Raw genomic sequence first — 25674 nt, 5'->3', positions numbered from 1 at the left:
GAGGGTCCTCGGGGCTTCTTGTCAGGAGGCGACGCCCGGCGACACCCGCTGGTGCTCGTTCTCGTCCTCGCCGATCATGGTCGAACGGCGCTTGGACAGCACCACCGCGACGACGATGATGGCCGTGGCGGTCCCGGCAATGATCGTGCGCACCACCGGGGACGCGTCCGGCCCGATCGAGAAGGTGACCACGGCGGGCGCGATGAGCACCGCGACGAGGTTCATCACCTTCAACAACGGGTTGATCGCGGGCCCGGCGGTGTCCTTGAACGGGTCGCCCACCGTGTCGCCGATGACCGTCGCCGCGTGGGCCTCGGATCCCTTGCCGCCGTGATGCCCGTCCTCGACCAGCTTCTTGGCGTTGTCCCACGAGCCGCCCGAGTTCGCCAGGAACACGGCCATCAGCGTGCCTGCGCCGATGGCTCCCGCCAGGTAGCCCGCCAGCGGCCCGACACCGAGGCCGAACCCGACGGCGATGGGCGCGAGGACCGCCAGCAGCCCCGGGGTGGCCAGCTCACGCAGCGAGTCCTTGGTGCAGATGTCCACCACTCGCCCGTATTCCGGCCGCGTGGTGCCCGCCATGATGCCGGGGTCGCTGCGGAACTGCCTGCGCACCTCGTAGACCACCGCGCCCGCCGCGCGGGACACCGCGTTGACGGCGAGGCCGGAGAACATGAAGACGACGGCGGCGCCCACGATCAGCCCGACGAGCGTGTTCGGCGCGTAGACCAGGAACGCGGTCACGTCGAGAGACTCGCCCAACGAGGCCAGCGTGGTCGCGATGGCATCGGTGTACGAACCGAACAAGGCCACTGCGGCCAGCACCGCGGTCGCGATGGCTATGCCCTTGGTGATCGCCTTGGTCGTGTTGCCGACGGCGTCAAGGTCGGTCAGGATCCGCGCGCTCTCGTCGTCCAGCTCGCCGGACATCTCGGCGATGCCCTGCGCGTTGTCGCTGACCGGCCCGAAGGTGTCCATCGCGACGATGACGCCGACCGTGGTCAGCAGACCGCAGCCCGCCAACGCCACCGCGAACAGGGAGACGGCGATCGATCCGGAGAGCAGGAATGCGCCGTAGACCGCGCCGCCGATGACGAGTGCCGTGTAGACGGCGGATTCGAAACCGACGGAGATGCCCGAGAGGATCACCGTCGCCGCACCGGTGAGGGAGCTCTTGCCCACGTCCTTGACGGGACGGTGCTCGGTCCCGGTGAAGTAGCCGGTGAGCCAGAGGATCACGCCCGCCAGCACGATGCCGATGATCACGGCGACCGCCGCGATCAACGCCGGGCTGCCCGCCACGCCCGTCTGGCCGCTGCCCAGTTCGGCGAAGGTGCCCGGCAGGTAGACGAACGCGGCGATGGTGCACAGCACCGCCGAGATGCCCGCCGAGATGTAGAACGCGCGATTGATCGCCCGCAGTCCATTCTCGCCCTGCTTCGCGGTGGTGATGTAGACGCCGATGATCGCCGTGAACACGCCGATGGCGGGAACGATCAGCGGGAAGAGCAGTCCGTGCACGCCGAAGGCGGCGCTGCCCAGGATGAGGGACGCGACCAGCATGACGGCATAGGACTCGAAAAGGTCGGCTGCCATGCCCGCGCAGTCGCCGACGTTGTCACCCACGTTGTCGGCGATGGTCGCGGCATTGCGGGGGTCGTCCTCGGGGATGTTCTGCTCGACCTTGCCCACCAGGTCGGCGCCCACGTCGGCGGCCTTGGTGAAGATGCCGCCGCCGACCCGCATGAACATGGCGAGCAGTGCCGCACCGAAGCCGAAGCCCTCCAGCACCTTCGGCGCCTGGCCCGCATAGACCATCACGACGAGGGCCGCACCGAAGAGCCCGAGGCCGATGGTGGCCATGCCGACCACGCCACCGGTCCGGAAGGCGATCCTGGTGGCCTTCTCCTGCCCGCCCGGCTCCCCCGCCGCAGCGGCCACTCGAACGTTGGCCCTGGTGGACAGCCACATGCCGAGATAACCGATGCCCGCGGAGAACGCCGCGCCCACGAGGAAGAACAGTGATCTTCCGATCCGTTCCCCCATGTCCTCGGCGGGAAGCGCGAAGAGAAGCACGAACACGATCACGACGAAGATGCCGAGCGTGCGGAACTGCCGGTTGAGGTAGGCCGACGCGCCCTCTTGCACTGCTCTGGCGATCTCCTGCATCTTCGGGCTGCCCTGGCCGGCGGCCAGCACCTCCCGAAGCAGGACATATCCGACGAGCAGGGCAGCCAGAGCGACCACGGCGACCACGGCCACCACGCCGTAGTCCCCCCCGGAGAGCTCTAGGCCCTGCGCCCAGTTGACCTGGGCGAGGTTGAGCCGGGACATCCGTCCTCCTGGTTGGTTTGCTGCTGTTGGTCCGAGCCGCCCACGAGGGCGACCGCGTCCCTCCCGTGCGTCCGAGCCACCCACTGCCCACTCGATCTTGAGACCCCGGTCACGGGACTCGGTCACAAGCGAGATTCGACTGGTTACCCACGGGAAGGCGGGCAGTCTATTCCCGGCGAGAGTGTCTGAACTCACGGTGTGGCGTTCAGCTCATCTCGGATACGATCACGAGATCGATCAAGCAGCTCCCAGCCCGAAGTCGATCAGTCTCGGCGCTGTGCAAGGGTGGCCGTATGACTGTGGGTGAGCGTGGGCACGCCCTGCTCGAACGGGTCACGATCGGGATGCCGAGCGAGGCCTCGCCGCTGACTCACGTCGCCCAGCTGCCCGACCGCCCCGAGCGTCAGACCGATTGGCCCGACTGGGTTCCCCCGGCACTCGTCGACGCGCTCGGCGACAGCGGCGTCTCCCGACCGTGGAGCCATCAGCGAGCCGCCGCCGACGCGGCCTGGGCGGGCGACCACGTCGTGGTGGCCACGGGAACGGCGTCCGGGAAGTCGCTGGCCTACCAGCTCCCGGTGCTGTCCGGCCTGTTGCACGACCCGAAGGCGACGGCGCTGTATCTCGCGCCCACCAAGGCACTGTGCTCCGACCAGCTCCGCGCCGTCCGCGCACTCGGCTTCGACGAGATCGGCGCGGCCCGGTATGACGGTGACACCTCCCAGGTCGAACGAGACTGGGCCCGGTCGCACGCACGCTGGCTCTTCAGCAACCCGGACATGGTGCATCGAGGGATCCTGCCGCAGCATGAACGCTGGACCCGGCTGTTTCGCAGGCTTCGCTATGTCGTCGTGGACGAGTGCCATGCCTACCGAGGCGTCTTCGGCTCACATGTCTCGCTGCTGCTGCGAAGGCTGCGTCGGGTCGCCCGCCACTACGGCGCCGATCCCGTATTCGTGCTGGCCTCCGCCACTGTCGCCGAGCCAGAGGTCTTCGCCTCCCGGCTCACCGGAGCGTCCTGCGTCGCCGTGACCGACGACGGCTCCCCGCGTGGCGGTCGGACCGTGGCCCTGTGGGAACCGCCGCTGCTCCCGGAGATCACCGGCGAGAACGGCGCCCCCATCCGACGGTCGGCAGGCGCCGAGACGGCCGGGCTCTTGGCCGACCTGGTGCTACAGGGCGCCCGCACCCTCGCCTTCGTCCGGTCCAGACGCGGGGCGGAGACCACCGCACTGCAAGCCAGGCGGCTGGTCGCCGAGGTCGATCCCACTGCGGCAGACCGGATCGCCGCATATCGGGCCGGTTATCTCGCGGAGGACCGCCGAGCGCTCGAACAGGCGCTCTCCGCCGGCGAACTGCTCGGTGTGGCGACGACCAACGCCCTCGAGCTCGGCATCGACATCAGCGGTCTCGACGCGGTCGTGATCGCGGGCTATCCGGGGACCCTGGCGTCGTTCTGGCAGCAGGCCGGGCGGGCGGGCAGACGGGGCGACGGTGCACTCGTGGTGTTCATCGCGCGAGACGACCCGATGGACACCTACCTCGTGCACCACCCCGATGCGCTGCTGAGCAGTCCCGTCGAGGCGGCCGTGCTGGACCCCGGCAACCCCTACGTGGCGGGCCCGCAACTCGCCTGCGCCGCCGCCGAACTCCCGCTCACCGAGGCGTCCCTCACCGAACTGGCGGGCGCGGACGGGCCTGCCATCGCGGAGGGCCTTGTCGCCGACGGACTGCTGCGACGCAGGAAGACGGGATGGTTCTGGACACAGCAACGACGACCACATCATGACGTCGACATTCGCGGCGCGGGCGGGGAGCAGATCGTCGTCGTCGAGGGCGACACCGCACGGCTGCTCGGCACCGTAGACCCGGTGGCCGCCTGCCACACCGTGCACCCCGGCGCCGTCTATCTGCACCAGGGCGAGTCCTTCGTGGTGGACGAACTCCATCTCGCCGACGGCATCGCGCTCGTGCACGCGGAGGCACCGGACTGGACGACGTCGGCCCGGGAGACCGTCGACATCTCGGTCGTCCGCGAGCTTTTTCGTCGCACCTACGCTGGCGGAGTGACCGTGTGTCTCGGCGAGGTCGACGTGACCTCGCAGGTGGTCGGGTACCTGCGCAGGCTGCCGTCTGGTCAGGTGCTGGACCAGGTCGCGCTCGACCTTCCCGAGCATCGACTCCACACCAGAGCCGTCTGGTACTCGATGCACGACGAGTTGTTACACGGCCGCGCGCCGGGGGGCGCCGGACTTGATCCGGCGCGCACTCCCGGCGCGCTGCACGCAGCCGAGCATGCGGCGATCGGCCTGTTGCCGTTGTTCGCCACCTGCGATCGCTGGGACATCGGCGGCGTGTCCACCGCCTTCCACGAACAGACCGGTGAAGCGACGGTGTTCGTACATGACGGTCACGCTGGAGGAGCTGGTTTCGCCGATCGCGGCTTCGCCGCACTGGTCCCTTGGCTGTCCGCCACTCGAGAGGCGATCTCAGCCTGCGAGTGCCCGGCCGGTTGCCCGTCCTGTGTTCAATCGCCCAAGTGCGGGAATGGCAACGAACCTCTGGACAAGGCCGGCTCTGTACTGGTTCTGGACGCGGTGCTCTCAGTCATCGGTTCGGCGGACGACGCCCGCTGATCAGCGCTCGGCGCCGACCAGTCCGTCCTGATCGTCGCGAATCGGGTCCAGCCCGAACGCCACCTCCGCGATCGTCTCCTGCACCTGCGCGGAGGGCAGCAGGGTCCAGTCGCAGGTCTCCGGCTTGACTCGCCAGTGGACGACGCCGTGCACCACGGGGGAGGGCGCCAACGGCACCCAGCTTCCCTTCGCGTGCAGCACGACTCCTTCCCGCTCGGCCAGTTCAAGGTTCAGCGGGGCGCCCGAGGCGACGAGGAACAGCCAGCGGCCGTCGGGGGTGGCCAGCGTCGGCACGAGCAGGCCCGCACGCCGCAGTGCACCCGCCACCGGCCTGCCGAGGGCGGCGTCGACCTCGATGACGTCGATTCCCAAACCGGTGGCCAGCAGCAGGCTGTACGGACGGGCGGCCCACCAGGACACGTTGTCGGCCAGCGAAGCGGGCAGCAGGGTCTGCCAGTCTTCTTGAACCGGGGCGGGGCCGTGTTGGGTGTGCCCGGCTCGGCCCACCCACTGCTCACCGACGGGGAGCGTGTCGTCGAGGTACGTGCCGGGAAAGACCGGCCAGTCCCGACCGGCCAGACCGATCGCCTCCGCGCGGAGTTCGATACGGAAGGCATCCCGCCAGCTCGCCGACCAGTCCATCTTCTTAACACCTTCCGTGGGAGAACACCGCTATCGTCCTGCCTCCTACTCAACGACACGAGTCATGCCCGACAGAATGGTCTGTCGACGACTGGTACGAAGTGAACGGCGAATGTATTGCGCTGATTGAGCGGCGCGGAGATGCGCGCTTGTCGTCGACCGCCCGCTTCGACACGCTCAGAAAGTGTGAGAACCGTTCATCGCTGTTCGACGACCATTCATCGCGTGGCACTCCCGAGGCGAGAGCGGCGGGCTACTCGTACGGCGACCATTCCCCTGCCTGCGCTGCGACGGGCGGCGGCTCATCTCCAGCCTGCTCTGGCCCTTGCCGCAACGATACCGGGCACCGGCAACGGACCGGTCACGTCACGGTGAACCTCGACCACGACGTCGAAACCCGCGAGCGCGCAACGCTCCAACCGGACGCCCATCCGATCGGTGACCCGCCGAGCCCGCTCACACGCGACGGCCTCGCCTGCCATGGACCGTCCCGCCGCCGCGAGCGCGGCGAGGTCGGCGGCGCCCTCGGCCCGGTGTCGAGCGACGATGACCGAGCCGAGGTGCAGTCCGATAAGGATCACCAGCATCAGGGCCGCCAACAGCGCAGGCGCCAACGGGGTCGCCGCGCCGCAGTCGTCAACCTCCGCCGCCGGTACCGAGGTCCCGGACATCGGCGTCCTTGGCGACGGTGTCGCCGATGTTCGTGTTCCAGACCTTCGGGTCACCCCGTGCATCATCACCGCCGTCCCCTGGATCACCTCGTGCGCTGATAGTGCCGCCGGACCAGTCCTCTCCTGCGCCGTCGGCATCCCCCTGGCCTGCCGCACCGTGGCGGCCACCCGGGTCGGCCCGGTCGCCTGCCGGGCCGGGGTCGCCTGCCGGGCCGGGGTCGCCTGCCGCAGCCTGGTCGTCAGTCTGGCGCCCGTCGATCGCGTCCTGACCGTCTTGAGCGTCCGGAACAGCCGGGCCTTCCGGGGCCTGCCGGCGTTCCGGGACATCTGAGCCTGCTGAGCCGTTCGGGGAGTCGGTAGCGTCCGTGGCCGCTGGGCTGCCCGGCTCGGTCGCGACGACGCCCGGTTCGGCAAGCGTCCAGGCCACGGCTCGCAGCCGGATCTGGGGAATCAACGGAACCGCAGCCACACCCACCGTCACCTCGACCTCCTCCCCCACGATCGCCACGTCGAGTTCGGCTCCCCTCGGCGCGATGCGATGCACCGCCGCCACCGCCGCGTCATCGGCACCTCGCGCCACCAGGCGGGCCGCCGCCGTCGCGGCGTCCAGGCAGCGGATCTGTGCTGTGACGGCCGACAGCCCGCCGAGCCCGCCGATCAGCGTCACCAGCAGCGCGCAGATGCCGAAGGCGGCCTCGATCGTGACAGCACCTCGATCGTCGGCACGCCAGGGAAATCGCGGCGTACCCCGACATCGGCGATCCGGGTCGGCTCGGCCACTCATCACAGATTCACCGACAAGGCCTGCTGAATCAACGCGGTGAGCGCCGACCTGACGGAATCACCGGTCACGATCGTGTAGAAGAGGGCGGCGAATCCGGCAGCTGCGATGGTTCCCACCGCGTACTCCACCGTGTTCATTCCCTCGTCGGCGCGCAGGAGCAGGATGAGTCTGCGCACCGCAGGACGATCCGGTCGCCATCGTTCGATCGCGCCGTCCGCAGCCGCTTCGCGATGTCGTCCGCCCGTTGTTCGCTCACCCCCGACGACACAGCCTGCGGCGTGCCAGGACGGCAGCGGGACCGCACGGCGCGAGTCTCGACGCAGCATCGGGACGAGTGTCTGAACTACGGTCGAGAAGGGCCTCACGCGCATTGTCTCCATCTCCAACTCGAGTTGGCTGAGGAAGGCGATTCGGAGCGGAGGACGCCCGTCTCACCATGATTCGAGTAGGCCTGTGGCCAGGCCGATGACGACCGGAAGAATCCCGAGACAGAGGAAGGCAGGCAGGAAGCACAGTCCGAGTGGCCCGGTGACCAGCACCGCAGCACGTTGAGCTCGCACCTCCAGTGCATCGGCCGCCGCAGACCGAGCGGAGTCGGCGAGCCGAACCGCCAGTCCCGCCAGCGCGCTGCCGGACTGCGCCGTCCGTCGGGCGCCACGGGCGAGCTCCCTGGTCGGCGGATGATCCACCGCAGGCTGCCAGGCCGTGTCCGGGTCCTCCCCTGACGTGAGCAGCTCGGCAACCCGGTACAACACCCCTCGAGTGGGCTCGATGAGCTCCTCCGCCGCCAGGTGCAGCGCGGCAGGCACAGTCAGCCCCGCGCGCAGTCCTGCCGCCAGAACGTCCCACCCTGCGGCCAGACGAGCCGGGTCGGGCGGGGCACGGACGGCGCCGCGCGCCACTCGGCGCCCGCCGCACCACACGACCACCGCGCCCGCCGTACCCGCGACCAGACCGACGATCCCGCCGAACAGCAGCGCCACCGATACGCCTACCGAGCACATCGCGATCAGGAGCAGGTGCCGATCCGTCACGGCCTTCCGCCGCCCTCCGCCGTCGACGCCCGACACGACGGCGAGCCTGCCCCGGACACCCGAGACCCCCGGTGCGGCGAGCAGTGCTGCGGCCAGCAGGATCGACCCGAGGGTCACGCGGACCACCCCGTCTGCACCGTGATTCGTCCGATCCACCAGACACCGAGGCAGTCCAGAGCGACGCCGACGACGAGCAGGAGTCGTCCGAGTTCGCCGCCGAAGAGAACCTCCAACGGACCAGCACCCATCGCCTCGCCCAGCGCCACGCCGAGGAGAGGCAGCGAGGCGAGCACCACGCCGGTAGCACGCGGACCTGCCATCCTCGCCGCCAGACCGTTGGCCGTCTTGACCCGGAAGTCGAGGTCTCGGCGAACCGCGTCGAGCGCCTCGGCCAAGGGCACGCCCCGTCGTTCGGCCGCCGCCCAACTCCGTCCGAGACGGGCCAGCGCCTCCGCACACCGTGGTCGGTCGACGGCTGCGGTACGCAGCCTGGCCGGAACGTCGCCACCGAGCCTTGCGGTGGACGCGATCGCGACGAGAACTCCCGCGACCGTGGGCTCGGCATCCCGTGCCGCCCCTGCTGCCGCCTCGGCCGGTGCGGCGCCTGCACGCAGCTCCGCACTCATCATGCCGAGTGCATCGGCCCACCCTCGAACCTCCGCAAGGCCGCGTCGCCAACTCCTTCGAGCCGCAAGGCGACTCCACCACGTCGCCGCCAGCATCGCCCCCGCCACCGCACCGGCCACTGCGGCCGACATCCAGCCCACTCCCAGGCCGATGCCGACGGCGAAGAATCGACCGAGACGCGGGCTGCGACGTCGCGATGCGGGCCGCCGATCCACCGCAGGCCGCAGGAGTCGCACCCTCGACCGAGCAGATCGCCCCGGCCAGGTCAGCAGTGCGGCGCTCCAGGTCAGCAGTGCCGCACTCACCATGGCGTCTGCGCTCCCCTGCCGTGCAGCAGCCTGCGCAAGGCGACATGGCCAGGTGCGGGCTCGCCGTCTCGACGCCACGCGTCGATCACCCGAATCTGATCGCCGTCGCGCCGCAGCAGGCCGATCGACTCGAGTCGCCGAGAGCCTGCAGGCCCCCTCGCCATGTGCAGCACCACCTGCACCGCCGCGGCAAGCTGACTGTGCAACGCAGGCCGATCGAGCCCGCCCAACGCGGCCAAGGCCTCCATCCGTGCGGGAACCTCCCCCGGTGAGTTGGCGTGCATGGTCCCCGATCCACCGTCGTGGCCGGTGTTGAACGCAGCGAGAAGATCGCAGATCTCCGGCCCTCTGACCTCGCCGACCACCAATCGGTCCGGCCGCATCCGCAGCGCCTGTCGAACGAGGTCCCGCAAGGTCACCGCCCCAGCACCCTCGACGTTGGGCGGCCGAGCGAGCAGCGAGACGAAGTGCGGGTGGTCTGGTCGAAGCTCACCCGCGTCTTCGACGCACACCACTCGCTCGGCGGCGGGCACGATGCCGAGCAGTGCGCCGAGCAGCGTGCTCTTTCCCGAGCCGGTGCCGCCGACGACGACGAAGGCGAGACGAGCCGCGATCAGTGCCCGCAGCAGTCCCTCCACCTCGGACGAGAAGGTGCCCATCGCGGTCAGGGTCGGCAGATCGTGCACGGCAGGCCGGAGCACTCGCAGCGACAGACAGGTCCCGCCTGCCGAGATCGGCGGGATGACGGCGTGCAGTCGAACGTCTCCGATACCGAGACAGGCAGGTAGCCACGCGTCGACGAAGGGCTGTGCGTCGTCGAGCCTGCGGCCTGCCGCGGCCGCGAGCCGATGGGCGAGCCGCCGAACGGCGTGTTCGTCGGCGAACCGGATCGATGCGCGGGTCAGCCCGCCTCCGCGATCGACCCACACCTCACCTGGCCCGGTGACCAGGATGTCCGTCACGTCGGGCTGTCTCAACAGGCCCTCGAGCGGGCCCGCGCCGACGAGTTCGTCTCGCAGCAGTCGCAAGGCGTGCAGCACCTCGGTGTCGCCGAGGACGCCGCCCGCCTCGCGCCGGATCGCCTCGGCAACGACGGCCGGGGTGATCATGGTGTCGAGTTCGGCTAGTCTGCGCCGAACCCGATCCACCAGCTCGGCGTCCACCCGATCCGAGACCTGCCCGGCCGGTGCGGAGCCGACGTCGGTGAGTTCCGCACCGTCCGCCGGGCCGACTCGCACACGCTCCGATCTCACGCGCTCCGAGGTCGTCATGCCGCACCTCTCGTGTCGTTCTGCCGAACGAGGTCGAGCACCGTGGCTGCGGACTTCGCCAGCGGTCCGTCGGCACGCAGTCGTAGCCCACCGTGCTCCAATGCAGCCGCAAGACCGGGTTCCGGACGCATCGCGGCCGCTACCGGGACGCCGAGGGCACGCTGCACGTCGGCCGACGTGAGACCGCCAGGGGACGGCCCGCGCACCACGAGCCGCAGCGGTGGGTCGTGAATCCGAAGCCGAGCAAGCAGAGCTGCCGCCGAGGCACACGCACGCACCTCCGCAGGCACGACGATCACTGCGAGATCAGCCCTGGTCAGCGCCGTGATCGCGTGCGCTGGCAACGATCGGGGCAGATCACAGACGACCGTGTCACCGGATCGGCAGGCAGTCGTCACGACGGCCTCGACACCCTCCGCCGTAGGCTCCCCGCCGTCGGTTCGATCACACGACAGGACCGTCACCGCGCCATCGCCGATCTCCTGACTGGGCAGTGCCGCCCGCAACGTGGCGGCGGCGAGACGACCGCCGACCGCCCCGAGCCCCGACCATCGCAGCCCGGTCCGTTCCTCCGCGCCCAGCAGGAGGTCGAGCCCGCCGCCGACCGGGTCTCCGTCCACCAGGAGCACTCGTTCGGATCGGCCCGCCGAGGCCCTGGCGAGGGCGGCAGCGAAGACGGAGGCGCCCGCACCTCCTCGACCGCCCAGAACAGCCAGCACTGTGCCGCGTCTCCCAGGACGCTCGACCGCATCGGCGAACGCCGCGACGATCCGCTCCTCGTCTCTCGGGACCAGATGAACCGCGCAGGCGCCGAGCGCCACGGCGGCGTGCCACACCTCTTCGGCAGGCGGCGTCACACAGACCACGACGACGCCTGCACGGCGTGGCAGCCCCGCCGAGGCAACCTCGATCACGCTCATGGCGTCGAGCACCACCAGGGACGCCGCCTTCCATGGCGCGCGGGCGGCGACGGCATCGGGCAGGCGTTGGACCTCACAGCCCGCCGCGGCGGCCATCCGTAGCAACTCGTCGAGCAGTTCGCCGTCGCGGCTGAGCACCAGCACTCGATCGTTCTGCATTGCGACTCCCGGTGATCTCGTCAGGCTCGGCGGCGCCGGATTCGACGCCGCGTTCGAGGACCACGGTGTCCCAGTCCGACGTTCGCCGCGAGCGTTCAAGATCAAGTTGTGGATGACCGACCCCCATGTGGACAACTTCGGGGATCGCACGCAAGGCACCGAGGTCAGACACGTCAACCACCCGATGGGAGCGGATCGCCTACGCCGCAGAACGTCAGCCGCCCACCGAGGCGGACATCGACACGCCGGGCTGCGGCAACGGGGCAGCGTCCGAGGAGAGGCCGAGGGCAGGGCAGCAACGGCACAACCGGGCCGGAGAAAGGGGACGACCCCCGCCGGGGGGAGGGGCGGGGGTCGCGAGAGTTCAGCTCCGGGGGGTTGAGCTGAACCCGTCCGGTTCAAGGCCGGACGCCCCTTACTGTACTTCCCACCGACCACTTTCGTGTGCCTCGTTCACTAACTGACAGCAGTTGCCACGACTTCATCAGAATCCGACTCCGCGAACGGGTGACACGCCCGCACAGAAGGCTCCGACGGTCGCGATCCGTCGAAACGGAGCCTGCACACAGGGCCGCTTATGCTGGCCACGTGACGGCTCAGGACACGGTCGAACGGAGCGACTCCCCGACGCGGATCGCCGCCTTCTTCGATCTCGACAAGACGGTGATCGCGAAGTCGAGCACGCTCGCCTTCAGCAGACCGTTCTTTCAGCAGGGGCTGATCAACCGTCGAGCGGTGCTCAAGAGCGCCTACGCACAGTTCCTCATGCTCGCGGGTGCCGACGAGGACCAGCTGGATCGGATGCGGGCTCACATCACCTCCCTCTGCACTGGCTGGGACGTCGCGCAGGTCCGGGCGATCGTGGAAGAGACACTGCACGACGTCGTCGACCCGCTCGTCTACAAGGAGGCGACCCAGCTGATCGCCGACCACCGCGAGCAGGGACACGACGTGGTGCTGGTGTCCTCCTCCGGCGAGGAGGTCGTCGAGCCGATCGCCAGGATGCTCGACATCACGCACTTCGCAGGAACCCGGATGACCGTGGCCGACGGGCTGTACACGGGCGAACTCGACTTCTTCTGCCATGGCAGGCAGAAGGCTGCGGCCTTGACCGCCATCGCCGAGCGCAACGGCTATCGCCTCGCCGACTCCCATGCGTACTCGGACTCGATCAGCGACCTGCCGTTCCTGGAGGCGGTCGGGCACCCGACGGCCGTCAACCCCGATCGCGCGCTGCGCAAGGAAGTGGTTCAGCGCGGCTGGCCGATGCTGACCTTCGATCACACCGTGTCACTGCGAGCCCGGATTCCCACGCCCTCGGGTACCGCCGTCACGGCTGCGGCCATCGGACTCAGTGCCGTCGCGGCGGCCGGAGTCGCCTGGTACGGACATCGACGCCTTCGCAGACGACGCGGGAACTGACCAAGCCGGTCACCGACAGACCTCCGGCCGGGCACTCGCCGGACGCCGCCATCGCACCATCCGCACCGCATCAACGCCAGCACCCTTACGAGTGAAGAAAACCGCTGGATGCGGGCGTAGTCATCGCAGAGGGTGCCTGAACCGGTGCACTCGATCGAGTGTCTTGCTGTGACCGTCGACACGGACTACAAAGGTGGTGCGGACCTTCATACGGCCAGGAACGCGGCAGAAGAGAAGCCTCGTTCTCCCTGTAGAAGCTCCGTGTGCGAGTACCGGATCACCCACGCTCAGCACGCCGCGGGAGGCTTTCGTCGACCAGGGGCTGCGTATCAGGACGCTGGACGCCTAGCCCCGAAAGTACGACATTTGTTGCACGCTCGGTGACCGGACAACTCGCACCAGCCGAGGGCGCCTTCTCGATTTCGAGGAGGCGCCCTCGGCATGTCCGCGCCTTGGCGCTCCCGCACACCGCCGCTCCCGGATCTCGTCCCTGCGGCCTCAACGCGGTATTCGAGGCCGCGCGATCGCCTCATCGACTCGGCCAGGACGGGCCGTCAAGACACACCGACGACCGGTCTGCACGCCATGTCAACGGACGTGTACAGATCGTTGACCCTTCAGTTGCCCGTGGGTAGTTTGCAGAGAACTCCGGCACATCGTCGGGTGGCGTCCAGTCCCATCCGTTCGACCAGGCCGGCCGCTGAGGGGAGCCAGTGATGCCGAGACTCAACCGAGTTCATCTGCTCGCCGCCGCCGCGATGACAGCCGCCGTGGCGGTCGGCTCGAGCACGCTCGGTCCCGTGCGGTCCGGCGTCGACGAGGAGCCTGCGGACGTGCCGGTGGCGAACCAGTCGGACGGCGACGAGATGCAGGCCTGGATCGACGACACGATCGCGGGTATGAGTCTGGAGGAGAAGGTCGGCCAGATCTTCGTGACCTACGCCTACGGTCCTTCCGCCGACAGCGCGCACCCCGACAATGTCACCGAGTTCGGCGTCGAGACCCCTGCCGAAGTCGTGCAGCGGTACCACCTGGGCGGCGTCATCTACTTCAACTGGACCGACAGCTTCGAAGATCCCGTCCAGGTCGCCGGGTTGTCCAACGGGCTCCAGGAGGCCGCCCTCTCGTCAGGCGCCGAGATCCCGTTGATGATCTCGACCGATCAGGAGCAGGGCATCGTCACCCGATTCCGCGAACCCGCCACCCAGCTGCCGGGCAGCATGGCCCTCGGGGCAGGCCGAAACCGGGATGATGCACGGACGGCGGCGGCGATCACCGGTCAGGAGCTCCGAGCGGTCGGCATCAACCAGGACTTCGCACCGGTGGCCGACGTGAACGTCAACCCGGCCAACCCGGTCATCGGTGTCCGCTCGTTCTCCTCGGACCCGGCCCTGGTCTCCGAACTGGTCACCGCTCAGGTCGAGGGATACCAGGACTCGGCGGTACGCGAACTGACCGTATCGTCGGCGATCAAGCACTTCCCCGGCCACGGTGACACGAACCAGGACAGCCACGATGCGATGCCGGAGATCGACCACACCCGCGAGGAGTGGGAGGAGCTCGACGCTCCCCCGTTCGCGGCGGCAATCGCGGCAGGCGCGGACACCGTCATGACCGGCCACATCCTGATGCCCGAACTGGACGACTCCGGTCTGCCCGCGACGCTGTCCCCCACCGTGTTGACCGGCCTCCTCCGCGATCAGCTCGGCTTCGAAGGGGTCATCAGCACCGACTCCCTTCAGATGCAGGGCGTCCGCAATGAGGTCGCCGACGAGCGCATCCCGGTGCTGGCCCTCCAGGCAGGCGCCGATCAGCTCCTCATGCCGCAGTATCTCGACGTCGCCGTCGATGCGGTCCTAGCCGCAGTGGAGTCGGGCGAGCTGACCGAGTCGCGAATCGAGGAGAGCGTCCGCCGGGTGCTGGCGATGAAGTGGCAGCGTGGTGTCATCAGCGACCCTCTCGTCGACGTCGACCGGGTGGCCGAGTTCGTCGGAAACGCCGACCACCTGGCCGCCGCGCAGCAGATCACCGATCACACGACGATCGCGATGCGCAACGATGCAGGTCTGCTGCCTGCCGACGCACCCGCATCCGCGCTCGTCACCGGGCCGGACACGACGGCACTCGCCGCCCTGGCCGACTCCCTGTCCCAGCGTGGCGTGCAGGTACGACAGCACCTCACGAGCGCCTCCCCCACCGCCGCCGAGATCGACGAGGCGGTAGGCGCTGCCGCCGAGCACGACATGACCATCGCCCTCACCAACGCCGCATGGAACGAGTCGCGGGCCGGGCAGCGGGAACTCGTCCGCAGTCTGGCCGGGAGCGACGCCTCGCTGATCGCCGTGGCCACTCGCGACCCGTACGACGCGGCATACGTCGAGGAGGCGACCACCTGGCTCGCCACCCACTCGATCGGCGCGCAGGCGATGGAGTCGTTGACCCGCGTCGTGCTCGGTGAGATCGCACCGGTGGGCACGCTGCCGGTCACCGTCCCCGCCCCGGACGACCCGGACACCGCGAGCTACCCGTTCGGCCACGGCCTGACCTGGTCGGTGACTGGGTGAGACACGCATCGGACCCGGCGAGATCGACCGGGGCAGGCAACCTCGGAAGACGCGGATTCCTGACCGCCTCGGCCCTCGCGGTGCCTGCGCTGACTGTCAGCGGCAGCGCGTTCGCCTCGCCGTCGCGGGTCACACCCGCAGCAGGTTCCGTTCGGGTCGGCGCGCAGGTCGCCGCCGAGAGCGGCTGGCGCGAGCTGGCGGGCAGGCGCGTCGGGATTCTGACGAACCCGACCGGCGTGCTGCCCGGATTCACCCACGTGGTCGACGCGGTCGTGGACGGCGGCGAGGTCGATCTCGTGGCCGCCTTCGGCCCAGAACACGGCTTCCGCGGCACAGCGCAGGCAGGCGGTTCGGAGGGCGACTACACCGATCCGCGCACCGGGGTCCCCGTCTACGACGTCTACGGTGCGGCAGCAGACCGGGTCGCCGCGATGTACCGACAGGCCGACATCGATATGGTGGTCTTCGACATCGCCGACGTCGGAGCGCGTTTCTACACCTATATCTGGGCGATGTACACGGCGATGCACGCCGCAGCCCTCACCGGTACCGCGTTCGTCGTACTCGACCGGCCGAATCCGCTCGGCGGCACGGCAGCCGGTCCGCAACTGGACCCCGCCTATGCCTCAGGGGTGGGACGTCAACCGATCGTCTCTCGACATGGCATGACCATCGGCGAGCTGGCAAGGCTCTTCAATGCCGAGTTCCTGCCGGACGAGGCGGGTCGAGGAGTCGACGAACTCCGCGTCATCGAGGTAGAGGGCTGGCGACGGGATCAGCTGTTCGGCTCGACAGGACTGCCGTGGGTGCCGCCGAGCCCGAACGTGCCCACCATCGAGACGGCCCACGTCTACGCGGGTACCTGCCTGTTCGAGGGGACCCTGTTCTCCGAGGGCCGAGGCACCACTCGCCCGTTCGAGACCATCGGCGCGCCCGGCCTGGACTGGCGTTGGGCCGAACAACTCAACGAGGCGGGCCTGCCTGGCGTCCGATTTCGCGAGACGTACTTCGTTCCCTCCTTCGGCAAGCACGAAGGCACCGACTGCGGAGGCGTCGCGTTGCACGTCACGTCCCCCGCCGAATTCGACCCGCTGCGCACGGCGGTATCGATGATCACGACGGCTCGGGATCTGTACCCGGAGCAATGGGGTTGGCGGGCGGACGAGTTCATCGACCGGCTCGCCGGGTCGGACCGTCTCCGGCTGATGGTCGACGCCGGGGCATCACCTGCCGAGATCGTCGAGTCCTGGGATGCGGACGTCGCGGCCTTCCGCGCTCGTCGCGAGCCCTACCTGCTCTATCGATGAGGTGGTCATGCGAGCACTGCCCCTTGTCCTCGTCTCGGCAGCCGTCCTCGGCGCGGCGATGGTGCCCGCCGCGCTCGCCGAGCAGCCTACGCAGTCGACGACCGGACGAGCCGTGACAGACTGCGCCCCGCTCCGGCCGGGAACACCCGGCGAGGCCGGGCTGGATCCTGCTCCGATCGACGAGGCGCTGGACGCGGTACGGAGCTGGACGAGCGGATCGGGCTCCGAACGGCCGCTCTACCCCGGTGCGGTCGTCGTCCTGGTGCACGACGGGATCGTGACGACCAGCGAGGCGACCGGCCACGCACTGCGGTACGCCGACGGCGACGGCACCGAGCTGCCCGCCGCAGAACAGATCCCGACGTCCGAGGACACGATCTTCGACCTTGCATCCCTGTCGAAGCTCTTCACCTCGATCGTGACGATGCAGCAGGTGGAACAGGGACGGATCCGACTCGATCGGCCGGTGGCCGAGTACCTGCCCGAGTTCGCCGCAGCGGGCAAGGAGTCGGTCACCGTTCGCCAGCTGTTGACGCACACCTCGGGACTTCCGCCGTTCCTCCTGTTGTGGCGAGACTGGCCCGATGTGCCGAGCAGGCTGCACGCAAGCCTCACCGCCGAGCTGCAGGCCGCGCCGGGCACCGCCTACATCTACTCCGACCTGAACATGATCGCCCTCGCGGTGCTCGTGGAACGGGTGACCGGCCGAACGCTGCCGGACCTCGTGCGCACCGGGATCACCGAGCCGCTCGGCATGACCGACACCGGATACCGACCGGCGTCGGAGGACCTGCCGCGCATCGCCGCCACCGAGTTCCAGGCCGATCCGCCCCGAGGCATGGTGCACGGCGAGGTGCATGACGAGAACGCCTGGTCGTTGAACGGCACGGCGGGCCATGCCGGGGTCTTCGGCACCGCAGGAGACCTGGCGATCCTCGGCCAGACGATGCTGAACGAGGGCTGTTACGACGGCAGACGGATTCTCCGGGCGGGAACGGTTCGGCAGATGCTCACCGACCACAACCCGGACTTCCCCGATCATCCGCGTGGTCTCGGCTTCGAGCTGAACCAGTCCTTCTACATGGGCGGGCTGGCGGGCCCCGCTGCCGCAGGTCATACCGGGTATACCGGGACGTCGATGGTGATCGACCGGGCAGGCGGGTCGATCGCCGTGCTGTTGACCAATCGGGTGCATCCGTCCCGGGACTGGGGGTCGATCAATCCGGCACGGGTGGCGGTGGCCGATGGACTCGCCGCAGCTCGAACCCCGGCCCGCTTGCGGTGACCCGGACATGACTCGAGAACAGGAGCCCCCGGGCATCCGCTGAGTCAGAACGCAGGCTCAGGACGACGACGGGGACCACCGACTGGATGTCGATGGTCCCCGTCGAATGTCATCGTGGACCTGCTGCCCGCTCAGCCTGCATTTCGGCGAGAGCCATGAGGTGCGTCAATTCCGTGGCGCGACCAGCGAACACAACTCCGCAACCTGAGCGCCTAACCGCTTCTTGTCCGACGGCGCCAGGGTGAACCACCGCCTGCCGTCCGATCCCGTCTTCTGTTGCAGGAAGAAGCGGCCGGTGGCGTTGTCCATGAAGTCGACTCGGTACTCGGACTTGCGCAGCCTGCCGCTGAGCGGATCGAAGCTGCGCGCGGTGAACTCGCCCGCCCGCTTCCGCTCCGCCGACAGCACCTCGGCCAGGAACTCGGCGTCGGTTCCGCGCAGGCCCGCGTTCGCGAAGGCCGCGCGGAGCTGCGTCGCCGAGCGTGCCCCGCTCGTGGCCGCCTGCTCGATCTGCTCGGCGGGATGGCTGATCGAGTGGCCGCGACCGGCCGGGTGTTCGGGCAGCAGCCCGACCGCCGCGTAAGCCAGCCCGGTGGGCCTGGTCGCCTCCAGCGTGAGAGACAGCTCGGTTCTCGGTGTCCCCTCCGCCGCCTCGACCTTGGCCAGCACCGCGAAGTCACCGTCGGCCGCAGCCACGGCGTCGATGCCGTTCTGTCGATCGACCATCATGGTCGCCCAGACCGCGAGGGCCGGCCGAGCCAGCGTGCGGAACGTGTCCTCCAGGAACCTGTTCAGCTCGCCGTACTCGACCAGTCCTCGCGACTCCAAATCTCGCCAGGCTCGTTGATGCAGCACGCGACGCTCGTCTTCGGTGTCCCCGAAGCCGATCGGTTTGAGCAGCGCAGGCAGCTTCACATTGAGCCGAGTGCAGATCGTGTCGACCGCCAGGGCGGGCAACACGATCTGACCGTGGTTGGGCACGGACTACCTACCCTCGCTCGCCGAGGACAGGCGGTGCGACGAGCTGTCCATCGCCGAAGACGTCATCGGTCTCCAGCAGGTAATCGGCGCGCTTGTGCTCCTTGTCGTCCTCGCCCTCGCTGTTCTTGCCGCGAGCGCCGCCGCCCATACCGCCGCCTGCGCCGCCGACACCACCAGGACCACCGGCGCCGCCGGGGCCGAAACCACCACCCGCACCGGGGCCGCCTGCGCCACCGGGGCCGAAGCCGCCCGCGCCGCCAGGACCACCAGCACCGAATCCACCGGCTGCCCCACCGGGACCGAAGCCGCCGCCGGGTCCGAAGCCGCCACCGGGTCCGAAGCCGCCACGCCCGCCGCCGGGGCCGCCGGGACCGCCGCCGAATCCACGACCGCCGGGACCACCGTTGGGGCCGCCGGGGAGGCGGCTGTTGGGGCCGTTGGGGCCCTGCGGACCGTTGGGACCGTAAGGGCCATTGGGTCCGTTGGGGCCGCCGATCACCGGTGGGCCCAACGGGGGCTGCCCGATGGGCGGCTGTCCAATGGGCGGCTGTCCAATGGGCGGCTGCACGACCGGGGGCTGATTCGGGGGAGGCAGGATCGGGTTGTTGAAGTCCGGTTGGATCGTGGGCGGGTTCACGCCGCCACCGCCACCACCAGTACCGCCGCCACCACCGATACCGCCACCACCGTCGGAGCCGGGCGGCGTCCATCCGCCACCACCACCGCCGCCGGAGCCGATACCGCCACCGGCTCCACCACCGGTGCCGCCGCCGATGCCACCACCGGTGCCGCCGGACCCGGTGCCCAGGGAGCCGGGACTGCTGGACGCCAGGCTGTACGTGGCCTCCGGCGGCTCCTCGAACGGAGTGATGGACATCAGGTTCTGGTTGGTGTTGTTCTGGTAGCCCTGCATGACCTGCCGGGCCTCGTCGTTCTCGGCCTCGTAAGCGTCCATGCGGTCGCCGTGCCCGGTGATGCTCGAGGGGAGCACGTTCTCGATGAAGCCGCTCTTCTGCGGCTCCTCCTGGCCCTCGGGGACGCTGGTCATCGTGTTCAGCCGGTAGTCGAGCTGAACGTCGATCGTGCCCGCGATCGCCTCGGTCTGCCCCTGTGCCTGAATGGCATAGCTCGCAAGCGGGTTCACGGCGGCCGCCGATGCGTCTGCCGCCGCGCCGGTGTGCGCGGACTGGGCCTTCTGGAGTGAGGTCTCGATGTAGCTGCCCACGTCGGCGTACTTCGTGGTCAGGTCACGCCACCGGCCCGCGACCTCCTGGAGCCCCGCGCCGCTTCCTCCACCGCCCCCGTAGACCTCAGCTCGGATGGTCTTGGCGTCCTTGCCCGCCCAAGAGAGGCAGGTCGTCTGTAGGTTGAGTTCGCTCATCTCACCCTTCCCCCTTCAGTTCGCATCGGGCAGCGTCGGGACAATGGACTCGGCAACGGCCAGTGCGCCTGCACAAGCGTCGCCATCCGAGCCACTACTGAAATAATTGATGTCAAGGTACTGAGTGTCCGCAATACCCACGATATAACCGCACATCGAGGTCGGTTCACCTTCGTTGGCCCGCACGGCCGGATGGCCCGCGATCTCCAACTCTTCCCAATCCGAGTAAAGCGACTGACGCGAGTAGACCTCGTCCAGGCCTTGTCGATCTACGTCAGCGACCAGGGTGACCCGAGCACCTTCCGCAGAGTCCCATGAGCACGAGGCGCTGCCCCCACCGGTAGTACGTGGCTCGCCGTCAGGTCCAAACCCGAGCCCCTCAGCCGACTCAGGCGTCAGCAACGTGCACACATCGAGACCAGCGAGGTCCTTGGGCTCGGACACGGACGGTGCGAGACCAGTGGAATCACCCGACTCCGCAGGCGGTGCCGGAGACTGCTCGGTCGTCTCCACGGCGGCGGAGTCCTGATCTCCTGGTGTCGCCACTCCGTCATCCTGAGTTGAACAGGACGCAATCATCAACGAGGCCGCGATCACCACACCAGCAACCGCCAACGGCCGTTTAGATGTCATCGTCTCCAAACCCCTGTGATATCGACGATCAACCTCTTCAGCCACGCGCGCCCGGCGGAATATGCGGGTTGTTCTCGTAAAACTCCCGCTCCCTGCGTTCACTCGGGGTCTCGCTCACGCTGAACTCAGCAGCATCGATGTTCTGCAGTCCGAGCTGGTTGGCGTCCTCGACACTGTGGTAATCGGCAAGCATCGCCTTGAAGTTGTCGATCGTCGCATTGAGCGCTTCGAGGTAAGCCTCGTTCGCGTTGAACAGTGCGCCGTCCTGCCCACCTGCCACTCGGGAGATCTGCAGACCCGCGTTGCTGCTCACACCGTCGGAGCCCTGGTTCGGTGTCTCCAACCCGAGCTCTCGAGCTTCCTGGGCGATGTCGATGATCCGACTCCTCGCCTCTTCAAGATCCGCGATGGCCTGCGGCAGCCGCTCCGGATCAAGTTCAAACGTCCCGCTCATAGCGCGTCCTCCTGAAACGCGGTACCACTGATCGACCTCATGCCACGCCCCCCAGGGCTCGCTGACGGAATCACGAACGCAACCTGAGACGCACCTGCACCGCGTCCGGTTCCCACTCGCACAGAGGATTACGGGCTCGAATCCTACACCGCCGGTCCCACTCGGACGGGTGACTTCGGGCAGAGGTCTCACCTGCACCAGGCAGTCCGTCCACTTTGCGAGATTCGACCCCGCTGCCCCGTCGGGGCCGGTCCGCGCCATGCCGCGGACGGTGCGTCCGACCGGCACGCCGAGGCCCGCCGGTCTGCAGTGGACCCGGCAGCGAGCGAGGCGAAAGGAGAACCGGCCGACGAGGCCCGGCGGCACGCCGCAGGCCTCCTCCTCACCCCCGCCACCTCCGTCACGACCACCGAAGAGCGTTCGGAGGCGAGTGCCGCCCGAGAGTTCGCGGGACCGTCGATCCACCGGCCACTCGATCGTCCGCGCGTTCTCCACCGGCCGCACACGAGAGATCACCGGACATGCCGCAGAGATCGGGCGCACCCGCGACTCCGCGAACCGATCTCTACCCGGCCCGCTTGGTCGACGTTGGGAACTCTCACACGAAATTCACCCGAGTGGACCCGAATGCGAACCGACCGGTCGAACGACCGGCTTGCCGCTCCGCCTGGCGGTTCCTCGACCCACACGCCCGGAGTCGATCAACGATCTCCGCGAAGGCCCTGCATACGACTGGATAACCAAATGGAAACGGCTGATAACGACACCGGACCCACCCTCGATACCCATGGCGTCGGATCAGCCTCTCGGGGCGGCCGACCTGGGGATGTGGGGAATTCACGCGCTTCGCGGTAACTGACAGGTGACGACATGGACACATGCGTTGACCTGGGCAACGTGCTGTTAGTAAGTTTCCCACCGTGACTAAGCGTTATGCCGAGGGCGCGGCAGCAGAGGGCAGCCCACTGGTTCGCATCAGATCTCTTCTGCCCGGCCTCGCCCGCGCCGAGCAACGGGTGGCCCAGGTGGTCCTGGACAACCCGGCCGACGTGACGCACCGCAGCATCACCGAGGTCGCCGAGGCAGCCGGGACCAGCGAGACCACGGTGACCAGGTTCTGCAAGGCCATCGGCATCCGTGGCTACCCCGAGCTCAGGCTGGCCTTAGCCGCGGAGACCGCACGCACCGCGAGCCGCGACGAACAGCAGCTCGGCGGCGAGATCGGGCCGGAGGACAGCCTGCGGGACGTGATCGACAAGGTCTCCTACGCGGACGCCAGAGCGGTCAAGGAGACCGCAGAGCAGATCGACGTGGCCACCTTGCAGGAGGTGGTGAACGCGGTCGCCCGCGCCTCCAGGGTCGACGTCTACGGCGTCGGCGCAAGTGCCTTCGTCGCGCTCGACCTCCAGCAGAAGCTGCACCGCATCGGACGGACCTGCTTCGCGTGGAGTGACAAGCACATCGCGCTGACCTCGGCAGCCGTCCTCGGCCCGGACGACGTCGCGATCGGCATCTCCCACACGGGATCGACCATCGACGTCGTCGATTCGCTGCGGGTCGCCAGCGCCAGAGGCGCGAAGACGGTCGCGGTCACCAACTACCCGCGGTCCCCCATCGCGGAGGCAGCCGACCACGTGCTGACGACGGCCGCCCGTGAGACGACGTTTCGCTCCGGCGCGATGTCCAGCCGGATCGCCCAGCTGACAGTGATCGACTACCTGTTCATCGGGGTGGCCCAGCAGCACTACGAGACCGCGCAGGAAGCCCTGGAGGTGACCTACGCAGCAGTCGCAGGTCAACGACTGGGAGCTCGACCCGATGGCAGGCGCCGACCGAGGGACGGTAACCGATGAGGACACGAGCGCATCTGAGCTGCATCCGAGTGGACTCCCCCACGGAGTCGCGCAACCCGAACACGCTGGACATCGACCGAGTCTCCTCGCTGGAGGTCCTCCGGCTGATCAATGACGAGGACCGGCTGGTGCCGGCCGCGGTCGCCGAGGTCCTTCCGCAGCTCGCCGACGCGGTGGACCTCGCCGTCCAGGCTCTTCGCGCGGGCGGCCGGGTGCACTACGTCGGCGCGGGGACGTCGGGGCGGCTCGCCGTGCTCGACGCGGCCGAGCTGATCCCGACGTACAACATGCCCTCGGGCTGGTTCGTCGCGCACCAGGCAGGCGGCCCCTCCGCCTTCGTCCACGCAGTGGAAGGTGCGGAGGACGACGTCAACGAGGGGGCGGCGCAGATCCGCCGTCAGGTCGGCGAGAACGACTTCGTGCTCGGTCTGACCGCGTCCGGCCGCACCCCCTTCGTGCTCGGTGCGCTCAGCGCGGCCAGATCCCTCGGAGCATCCACCGGCCTGGTCTCGGCGAACCCGGCGAACGCCGCCGCCGTCGGGATCGCCGCAGACGTGGTGATCGCGGTGAACACCGGGCCGGAGGCGATCGCGGGCTCCACCCGGATGAAGGCGGGCACGGCGCAGAAGCTGATCCTCACCGCGTTCTCCACCGCCGTGATGGTGCGGCTCGGCCGGACCTACTCGAACCTGATGATCAGCATGGTGGCGTCCAACGCGAAGCTGCGAGGCCGAACGCTGACCATCCTGCAAGAGGCCTCCGGCGCGGACGAACTGACCTGCGAGACTGCTCTGGTACAGGCGGCGGGCGAGGTGAAGACCGCACTCGTCACGCTGCTCACCGGAGTCGACGTCGCCGAGGCCAGGACGGCGCTGCTACAGACCGACGGGCATGTCCGGGAGGCACTGACGACGTTGGCGCAGCCCACCAACTGATCGGAGGACCAGTGCGGATCGCACTGAGCCAGCTGACCGCCGACACCGACCCGAAGGTCAATCTCGGGTCGGTTCGCGCGGCGGTGACGGAGGCCGCCGCGCAAGGGGCCCGTGTGGTGCTGTTCCCCGAGGCGACGATGGCGCGCTTCGGCATCCCGCTGGGGCCGGTCGCCGAGCCGCTGGACGGGCCGTGGGCGACGGAGGTGCGCGCCATCGCGAACACGGCCGGGGTGGTGGTGATCGCCGGAATGTTCGTGCCCGCCGACGACGGCAGGGTGCGCAACACGCTGCTGGTCACCGGGCCGGGGATCGACACGGCGTACGACAAGATCCACCTGTTCGATGCGTTCGGCTTCGCCGAGTCGGACACGGTCGCGCCGGGAGAACGGCCGGTCACCTTCACGGTCAACGACGTGACCTTCGGGGTCGCCACCTGCTATGACCTGCGCTTTCCCGGTCTCTTTCATGCCCTGGCCGACGAGGGCGCCCAGGTCATGCTGGTCGGCGCATCCTGGGGCTGGGGGCCTGGCAAGCGAGAGCAGTGGGAGCTGCTGTGTCGTGCGCGGGCACTGGACTCGACGTCCTGGCTGCTGGCCTGCGGGCAGGCAGACCCGAGCACGACCGGCGAACGACCGGCGGGGCTAGCCCCCACCGGTATCGGCTACAGCAGTCTGGTGTCCCCTTTCGGCGAGATCCGCGAACAGCTCGGCGCCGCACCGGGGCTCCTGGTGACCGAGGTGGACGTCGCTGAGACGGAGCGGGCCAGGGAGACGATTCCGGTCCTGGCGAACCGGCGGTTCTGACCGGCCGTCGGCCCACGACGGCGTGGTCGCAGCGCAGCGGGGCCAGAACGGAGCGTCCTCCCCGCAGGGCTCGACGCAGGTCGGTCACGCAGCGGCGCGGTACTCCGCCAGGCGCTGCGAGGTGTCGTCCCAGTCGGCGGCCCGCCCGAGCAGGCCCGTCCGAGCCGGTCTCAGTCCTCGACGCTGCGTCGGAGCCGCTTGACGTCGCCTCGCCGCTTCTTCTCATCCACGCGCCGTCGCTTCGAGCCACGCGAGGGCCTCGTCGGCCGCCGACTCGGCGGGTCGGGGGCGACGGCGTCGCGCAGGGTCATGGCCAGCCGGGCCATGGCCGCCTCGCGATTGCGCAGTTGAGAGCGGTGTTCTGAGGCGGTGATCGTGATGACGCCGTCGACGAGCCTGCCTGCGAGGCGGTCGAGGGCCCGTGCCTGACGAGGCGGGCTGAACACCGTCGTCGCGGCGAGGTCGAAGGACAGCTCCACCCTGGAGTCGGTGGTGTTGACGCCCTGCCCGCCGGGGCCGCTGGATCGGGAGAACCGCCAGCGCAGCTCGGCGGCCGGGATGGCCGTCGAGCCGACGATGGGCAGGTCCTCGTTCATGTCTCCAGCATCCCCCATCGCGAGCCGTCCGTCACCCGAGTTACCGCACGGACGGCCGCACCGCAGGCCCGGAC

General features: G+C 69.1%; 22 protein-coding genes. 8 read left to right on the top strand and 14 right to left on the bottom strand.

Features of this window, described 5'->3' with window-relative positions; genetic code table 11:
- Window positions 1-21: 21 nt before the first annotated feature.
- Window positions 22-2334: a sodium-translocating pyrophosphatase gene (locus UA74_RS01400; protein ID WP_075738187.1), complete on the bottom strand. Its 2313-nt coding sequence runs from the start codon at window positions 2332-2334 to the stop codon at window positions 22-24.
- Window positions 2335-2627: 293 nt separating this feature from the next.
- On the opposite strand from UA74_RS01400, the gene UA74_RS01395 reads away from it, so the two are divergent.
- Window positions 2628-4970: a DEAD/DEAH box helicase gene (locus UA74_RS01395; protein WP_075738185.1), complete on the top strand. Its 2343-nt coding sequence runs from the start codon at window positions 2628-2630 to the stop codon at window positions 4968-4970.
- Here UA74_RS01395 and UA74_RS01390 read toward each other — a convergent pair whose 3' ends face one another.
- The 8 genes from UA74_RS01390 to ssd all read right to left on the bottom strand — a co-directional run bounded on the left by UA74_RS01390 (window position 4971) and on the right by ssd (window position 11386).
- Window positions 4971-5612 carry a bifunctional DNA primase/polymerase gene (locus tag UA74_RS01390; protein ID WP_075738183.1) on the bottom strand — a complete coding sequence of 214 codons (642 nt, stop codon included), beginning with the start codon at window positions 5610-5612 and terminating at the stop codon, window positions 4971-4973. It abuts the gene before it with no gap.
- A gap of 302 nt (window positions 5613-5914) precedes the next feature.
- Window positions 5915-6283 (bottom strand): Rv3654c family TadE-like protein, encoded by a 369-nt coding sequence (locus tag UA74_RS01385; RefSeq protein WP_075738181.1) that lies wholly within the window; start codon window positions 6281-6283, stop codon window positions 5915-5917.
- Window positions 6249-7067 carry a TadE family type IV pilus minor pilin gene (locus UA74_RS34155; protein WP_075738179.1) on the bottom strand — a complete coding sequence of 273 codons (819 nt, stop codon included), beginning with the start codon at window positions 7065-7067 and terminating at the stop codon, window positions 6249-6251. Before UA74_RS34155 ends, UA74_RS01385 begins: the two co-directional genes overlap by 35 nt.
- The gene (locus UA74_RS34150; RefSeq protein ID WP_083682842.1) at window positions 7067-7393 is read right to left on the bottom strand and encodes a DUF4244 domain-containing protein; all 327 of its coding nucleotides are present in this window, start codon (window positions 7391-7393) and stop codon (window positions 7067-7069) included. The genes UA74_RS34155 and UA74_RS34150 overlap by 1 nt, the downstream gene beginning before the upstream one ends.
- A gap of 105 nt (window positions 7394-7498) precedes the next feature.
- Window positions 7499-8218, bottom strand: a complete 720-nt coding sequence (locus UA74_RS01370) for a type II secretion system F family protein (protein WP_232237592.1) — start codon at window positions 8216-8218, stop codon at window positions 7499-7501.
- On the bottom strand, window positions 8215-9036 hold the full coding sequence (locus UA74_RS01365; RefSeq protein ID WP_075738177.1) for a type II secretion system F family protein: 822 nt from the start codon (window positions 9034-9036) through the stop codon (window positions 8215-8217). The genes UA74_RS01370 and UA74_RS01365 overlap by 4 nt, the downstream gene beginning before the upstream one ends.
- Window positions 9030-10199, bottom strand: coding sequence for a TadA family conjugal transfer-associated ATPase (locus tag UA74_RS01360; RefSeq protein ID WP_083683892.1), 1170 nt, complete (start codon window positions 10197-10199; stop codon window positions 9030-9032). Before UA74_RS01360 ends, UA74_RS01365 begins: the two co-directional genes overlap by 7 nt.
- A 104-nt stretch (window positions 10200-10303) precedes the next feature.
- Window positions 10304-11386 (bottom strand): septum site-determining protein Ssd, encoded by a 1083-nt coding sequence (ssd, locus tag UA74_RS01355; RefSeq protein WP_075763712.1) that lies wholly within the window; start codon window positions 11384-11386, stop codon window positions 10304-10306.
- Between the two features lie 588 nt (window positions 11387-11974).
- Between ssd and UA74_RS01350 the strand changes: the two genes are divergently transcribed.
- From UA74_RS01350 to UA74_RS01335, 4 genes are all read left to right on the top strand, one after another.
- Window positions 11975-12808, top strand: coding sequence for an HAD-IB family hydrolase (locus UA74_RS01350; RefSeq protein WP_075738171.1), 834 nt, complete (start codon window positions 11975-11977; stop codon window positions 12806-12808).
- A gap of 716 nt (window positions 12809-13524) precedes the next feature.
- Window positions 13525-15372 carry a glycoside hydrolase family 3 protein gene (locus UA74_RS01345; RefSeq protein ID WP_232237591.1) on the top strand — a complete coding sequence of 616 codons (1848 nt, stop codon included), beginning with the start codon at window positions 13525-13527 and terminating at the stop codon, window positions 15370-15372.
- A complete protein-coding gene (locus UA74_RS01340; RefSeq protein ID WP_075738169.1) occupies window positions 15369-16679 on the top strand; it encodes an exo-beta-N-acetylmuramidase NamZ family protein in 1311 nt (436 codons plus the stop codon). Before UA74_RS01345 ends, UA74_RS01340 begins: the two co-directional genes overlap by 4 nt.
- Window positions 16680-16686: 7 nt before the next feature.
- Window positions 16687-17964 carry a serine hydrolase domain-containing protein gene (locus UA74_RS01335; protein WP_075743280.1) on the top strand — a complete coding sequence of 426 codons (1278 nt, stop codon included), beginning with the start codon at window positions 16687-16689 and terminating at the stop codon, window positions 17962-17964.
- Window positions 17965-18129: 165 nt separating this feature from the next.
- On the opposite strand, the gene UA74_RS01330 is transcribed toward UA74_RS01335, so the two are convergent.
- Genes UA74_RS01330 through UA74_RS01315 form a run of 4 tightly spaced genes read right to left on the bottom strand, consistent with a single transcriptional unit; the run spans window position 18130 to window position 21413 of the window.
- The gene (locus UA74_RS01330; protein ID WP_075738167.1) at window positions 18130-18945 is read right to left on the bottom strand and encodes an ESX secretion-associated protein EspG; all 816 of its coding nucleotides are present in this window, start codon (window positions 18943-18945) and stop codon (window positions 18130-18132) included.
- A 7-nt stretch (window positions 18946-18952) separates the two neighbouring features.
- Window positions 18953-20326, bottom strand: a complete 1374-nt coding sequence (locus UA74_RS31365; RefSeq protein WP_157442136.1) for a hypothetical protein — start codon at window positions 20324-20326, stop codon at window positions 18953-18955.
- Between the two features lie 15 nt (window positions 20327-20341).
- Window positions 20342-21004 (bottom strand): DUF3558 domain-containing protein, encoded by a 663-nt coding sequence (locus UA74_RS01320; protein WP_157433932.1) that lies wholly within the window; start codon window positions 21002-21004, stop codon window positions 20342-20344.
- Window positions 20997-21413, bottom strand: a complete 417-nt coding sequence (locus UA74_RS01315) for a hypothetical protein (RefSeq protein WP_075738161.1) — start codon at window positions 21411-21413, stop codon at window positions 20997-20999. Before UA74_RS01315 ends, UA74_RS01320 begins: the two co-directional genes overlap by 8 nt.
- 920 nt (window positions 21414-22333) lie before the next feature.
- Between UA74_RS01315 and UA74_RS01310 the strand changes: the two genes are divergently transcribed.
- From UA74_RS01310 to UA74_RS01300, 3 genes are read left to right on the top strand one after another with little or no spacing between them, the layout of a single operon-like run.
- Window positions 22334-23266, top strand: coding sequence for a MurR/RpiR family transcriptional regulator (locus UA74_RS01310; RefSeq protein WP_075738159.1), 933 nt, complete (start codon window positions 22334-22336; stop codon window positions 23264-23266).
- On the top strand, window positions 23263-24201 hold the full coding sequence (murQ, locus tag UA74_RS01305) for an N-acetylmuramic acid 6-phosphate etherase (RefSeq protein WP_075738157.1): 939 nt from the start codon (window positions 23263-23265) through the stop codon (window positions 24199-24201). The genes UA74_RS01310 and murQ overlap by 4 nt, the downstream gene beginning before the upstream one ends.
- Window positions 24202-24212: 11 nt before the next feature.
- Window positions 24213-25004: a carbon-nitrogen hydrolase family protein gene (locus UA74_RS01300; protein WP_075763708.1), complete on the top strand. Its 792-nt coding sequence runs from the start codon at window positions 24213-24215 to the stop codon at window positions 25002-25004.
- A 170-nt stretch (window positions 25005-25174) separates the two neighbouring features.
- Here UA74_RS01300 and arfB read toward each other — a convergent pair whose 3' ends face one another.
- Entirely contained in the window at window positions 25175-25600 is a 426-nt protein-coding gene (gene arfB, locus UA74_RS01295) for an alternative ribosome rescue aminoacyl-tRNA hydrolase ArfB (protein WP_075738153.1), read from the bottom strand.
- Between the last annotated feature and the right edge of the window lie 74 nt (window positions 25601-25674).

It is taken from the genome of Actinoalloteichus fjordicus (assembly GCF_001941625.1).
GTDB classification, from domain to species: domain Bacteria; phylum Actinomycetota; class Actinomycetes; order Mycobacteriales; family Pseudonocardiaceae; genus Actinoalloteichus_A; species Actinoalloteichus_A fjordicus.
The sequence above is the reverse complement of the archived record's forward strand: the minus strand, read 5'-3'. Positions and strand labels throughout refer to the sequence as shown.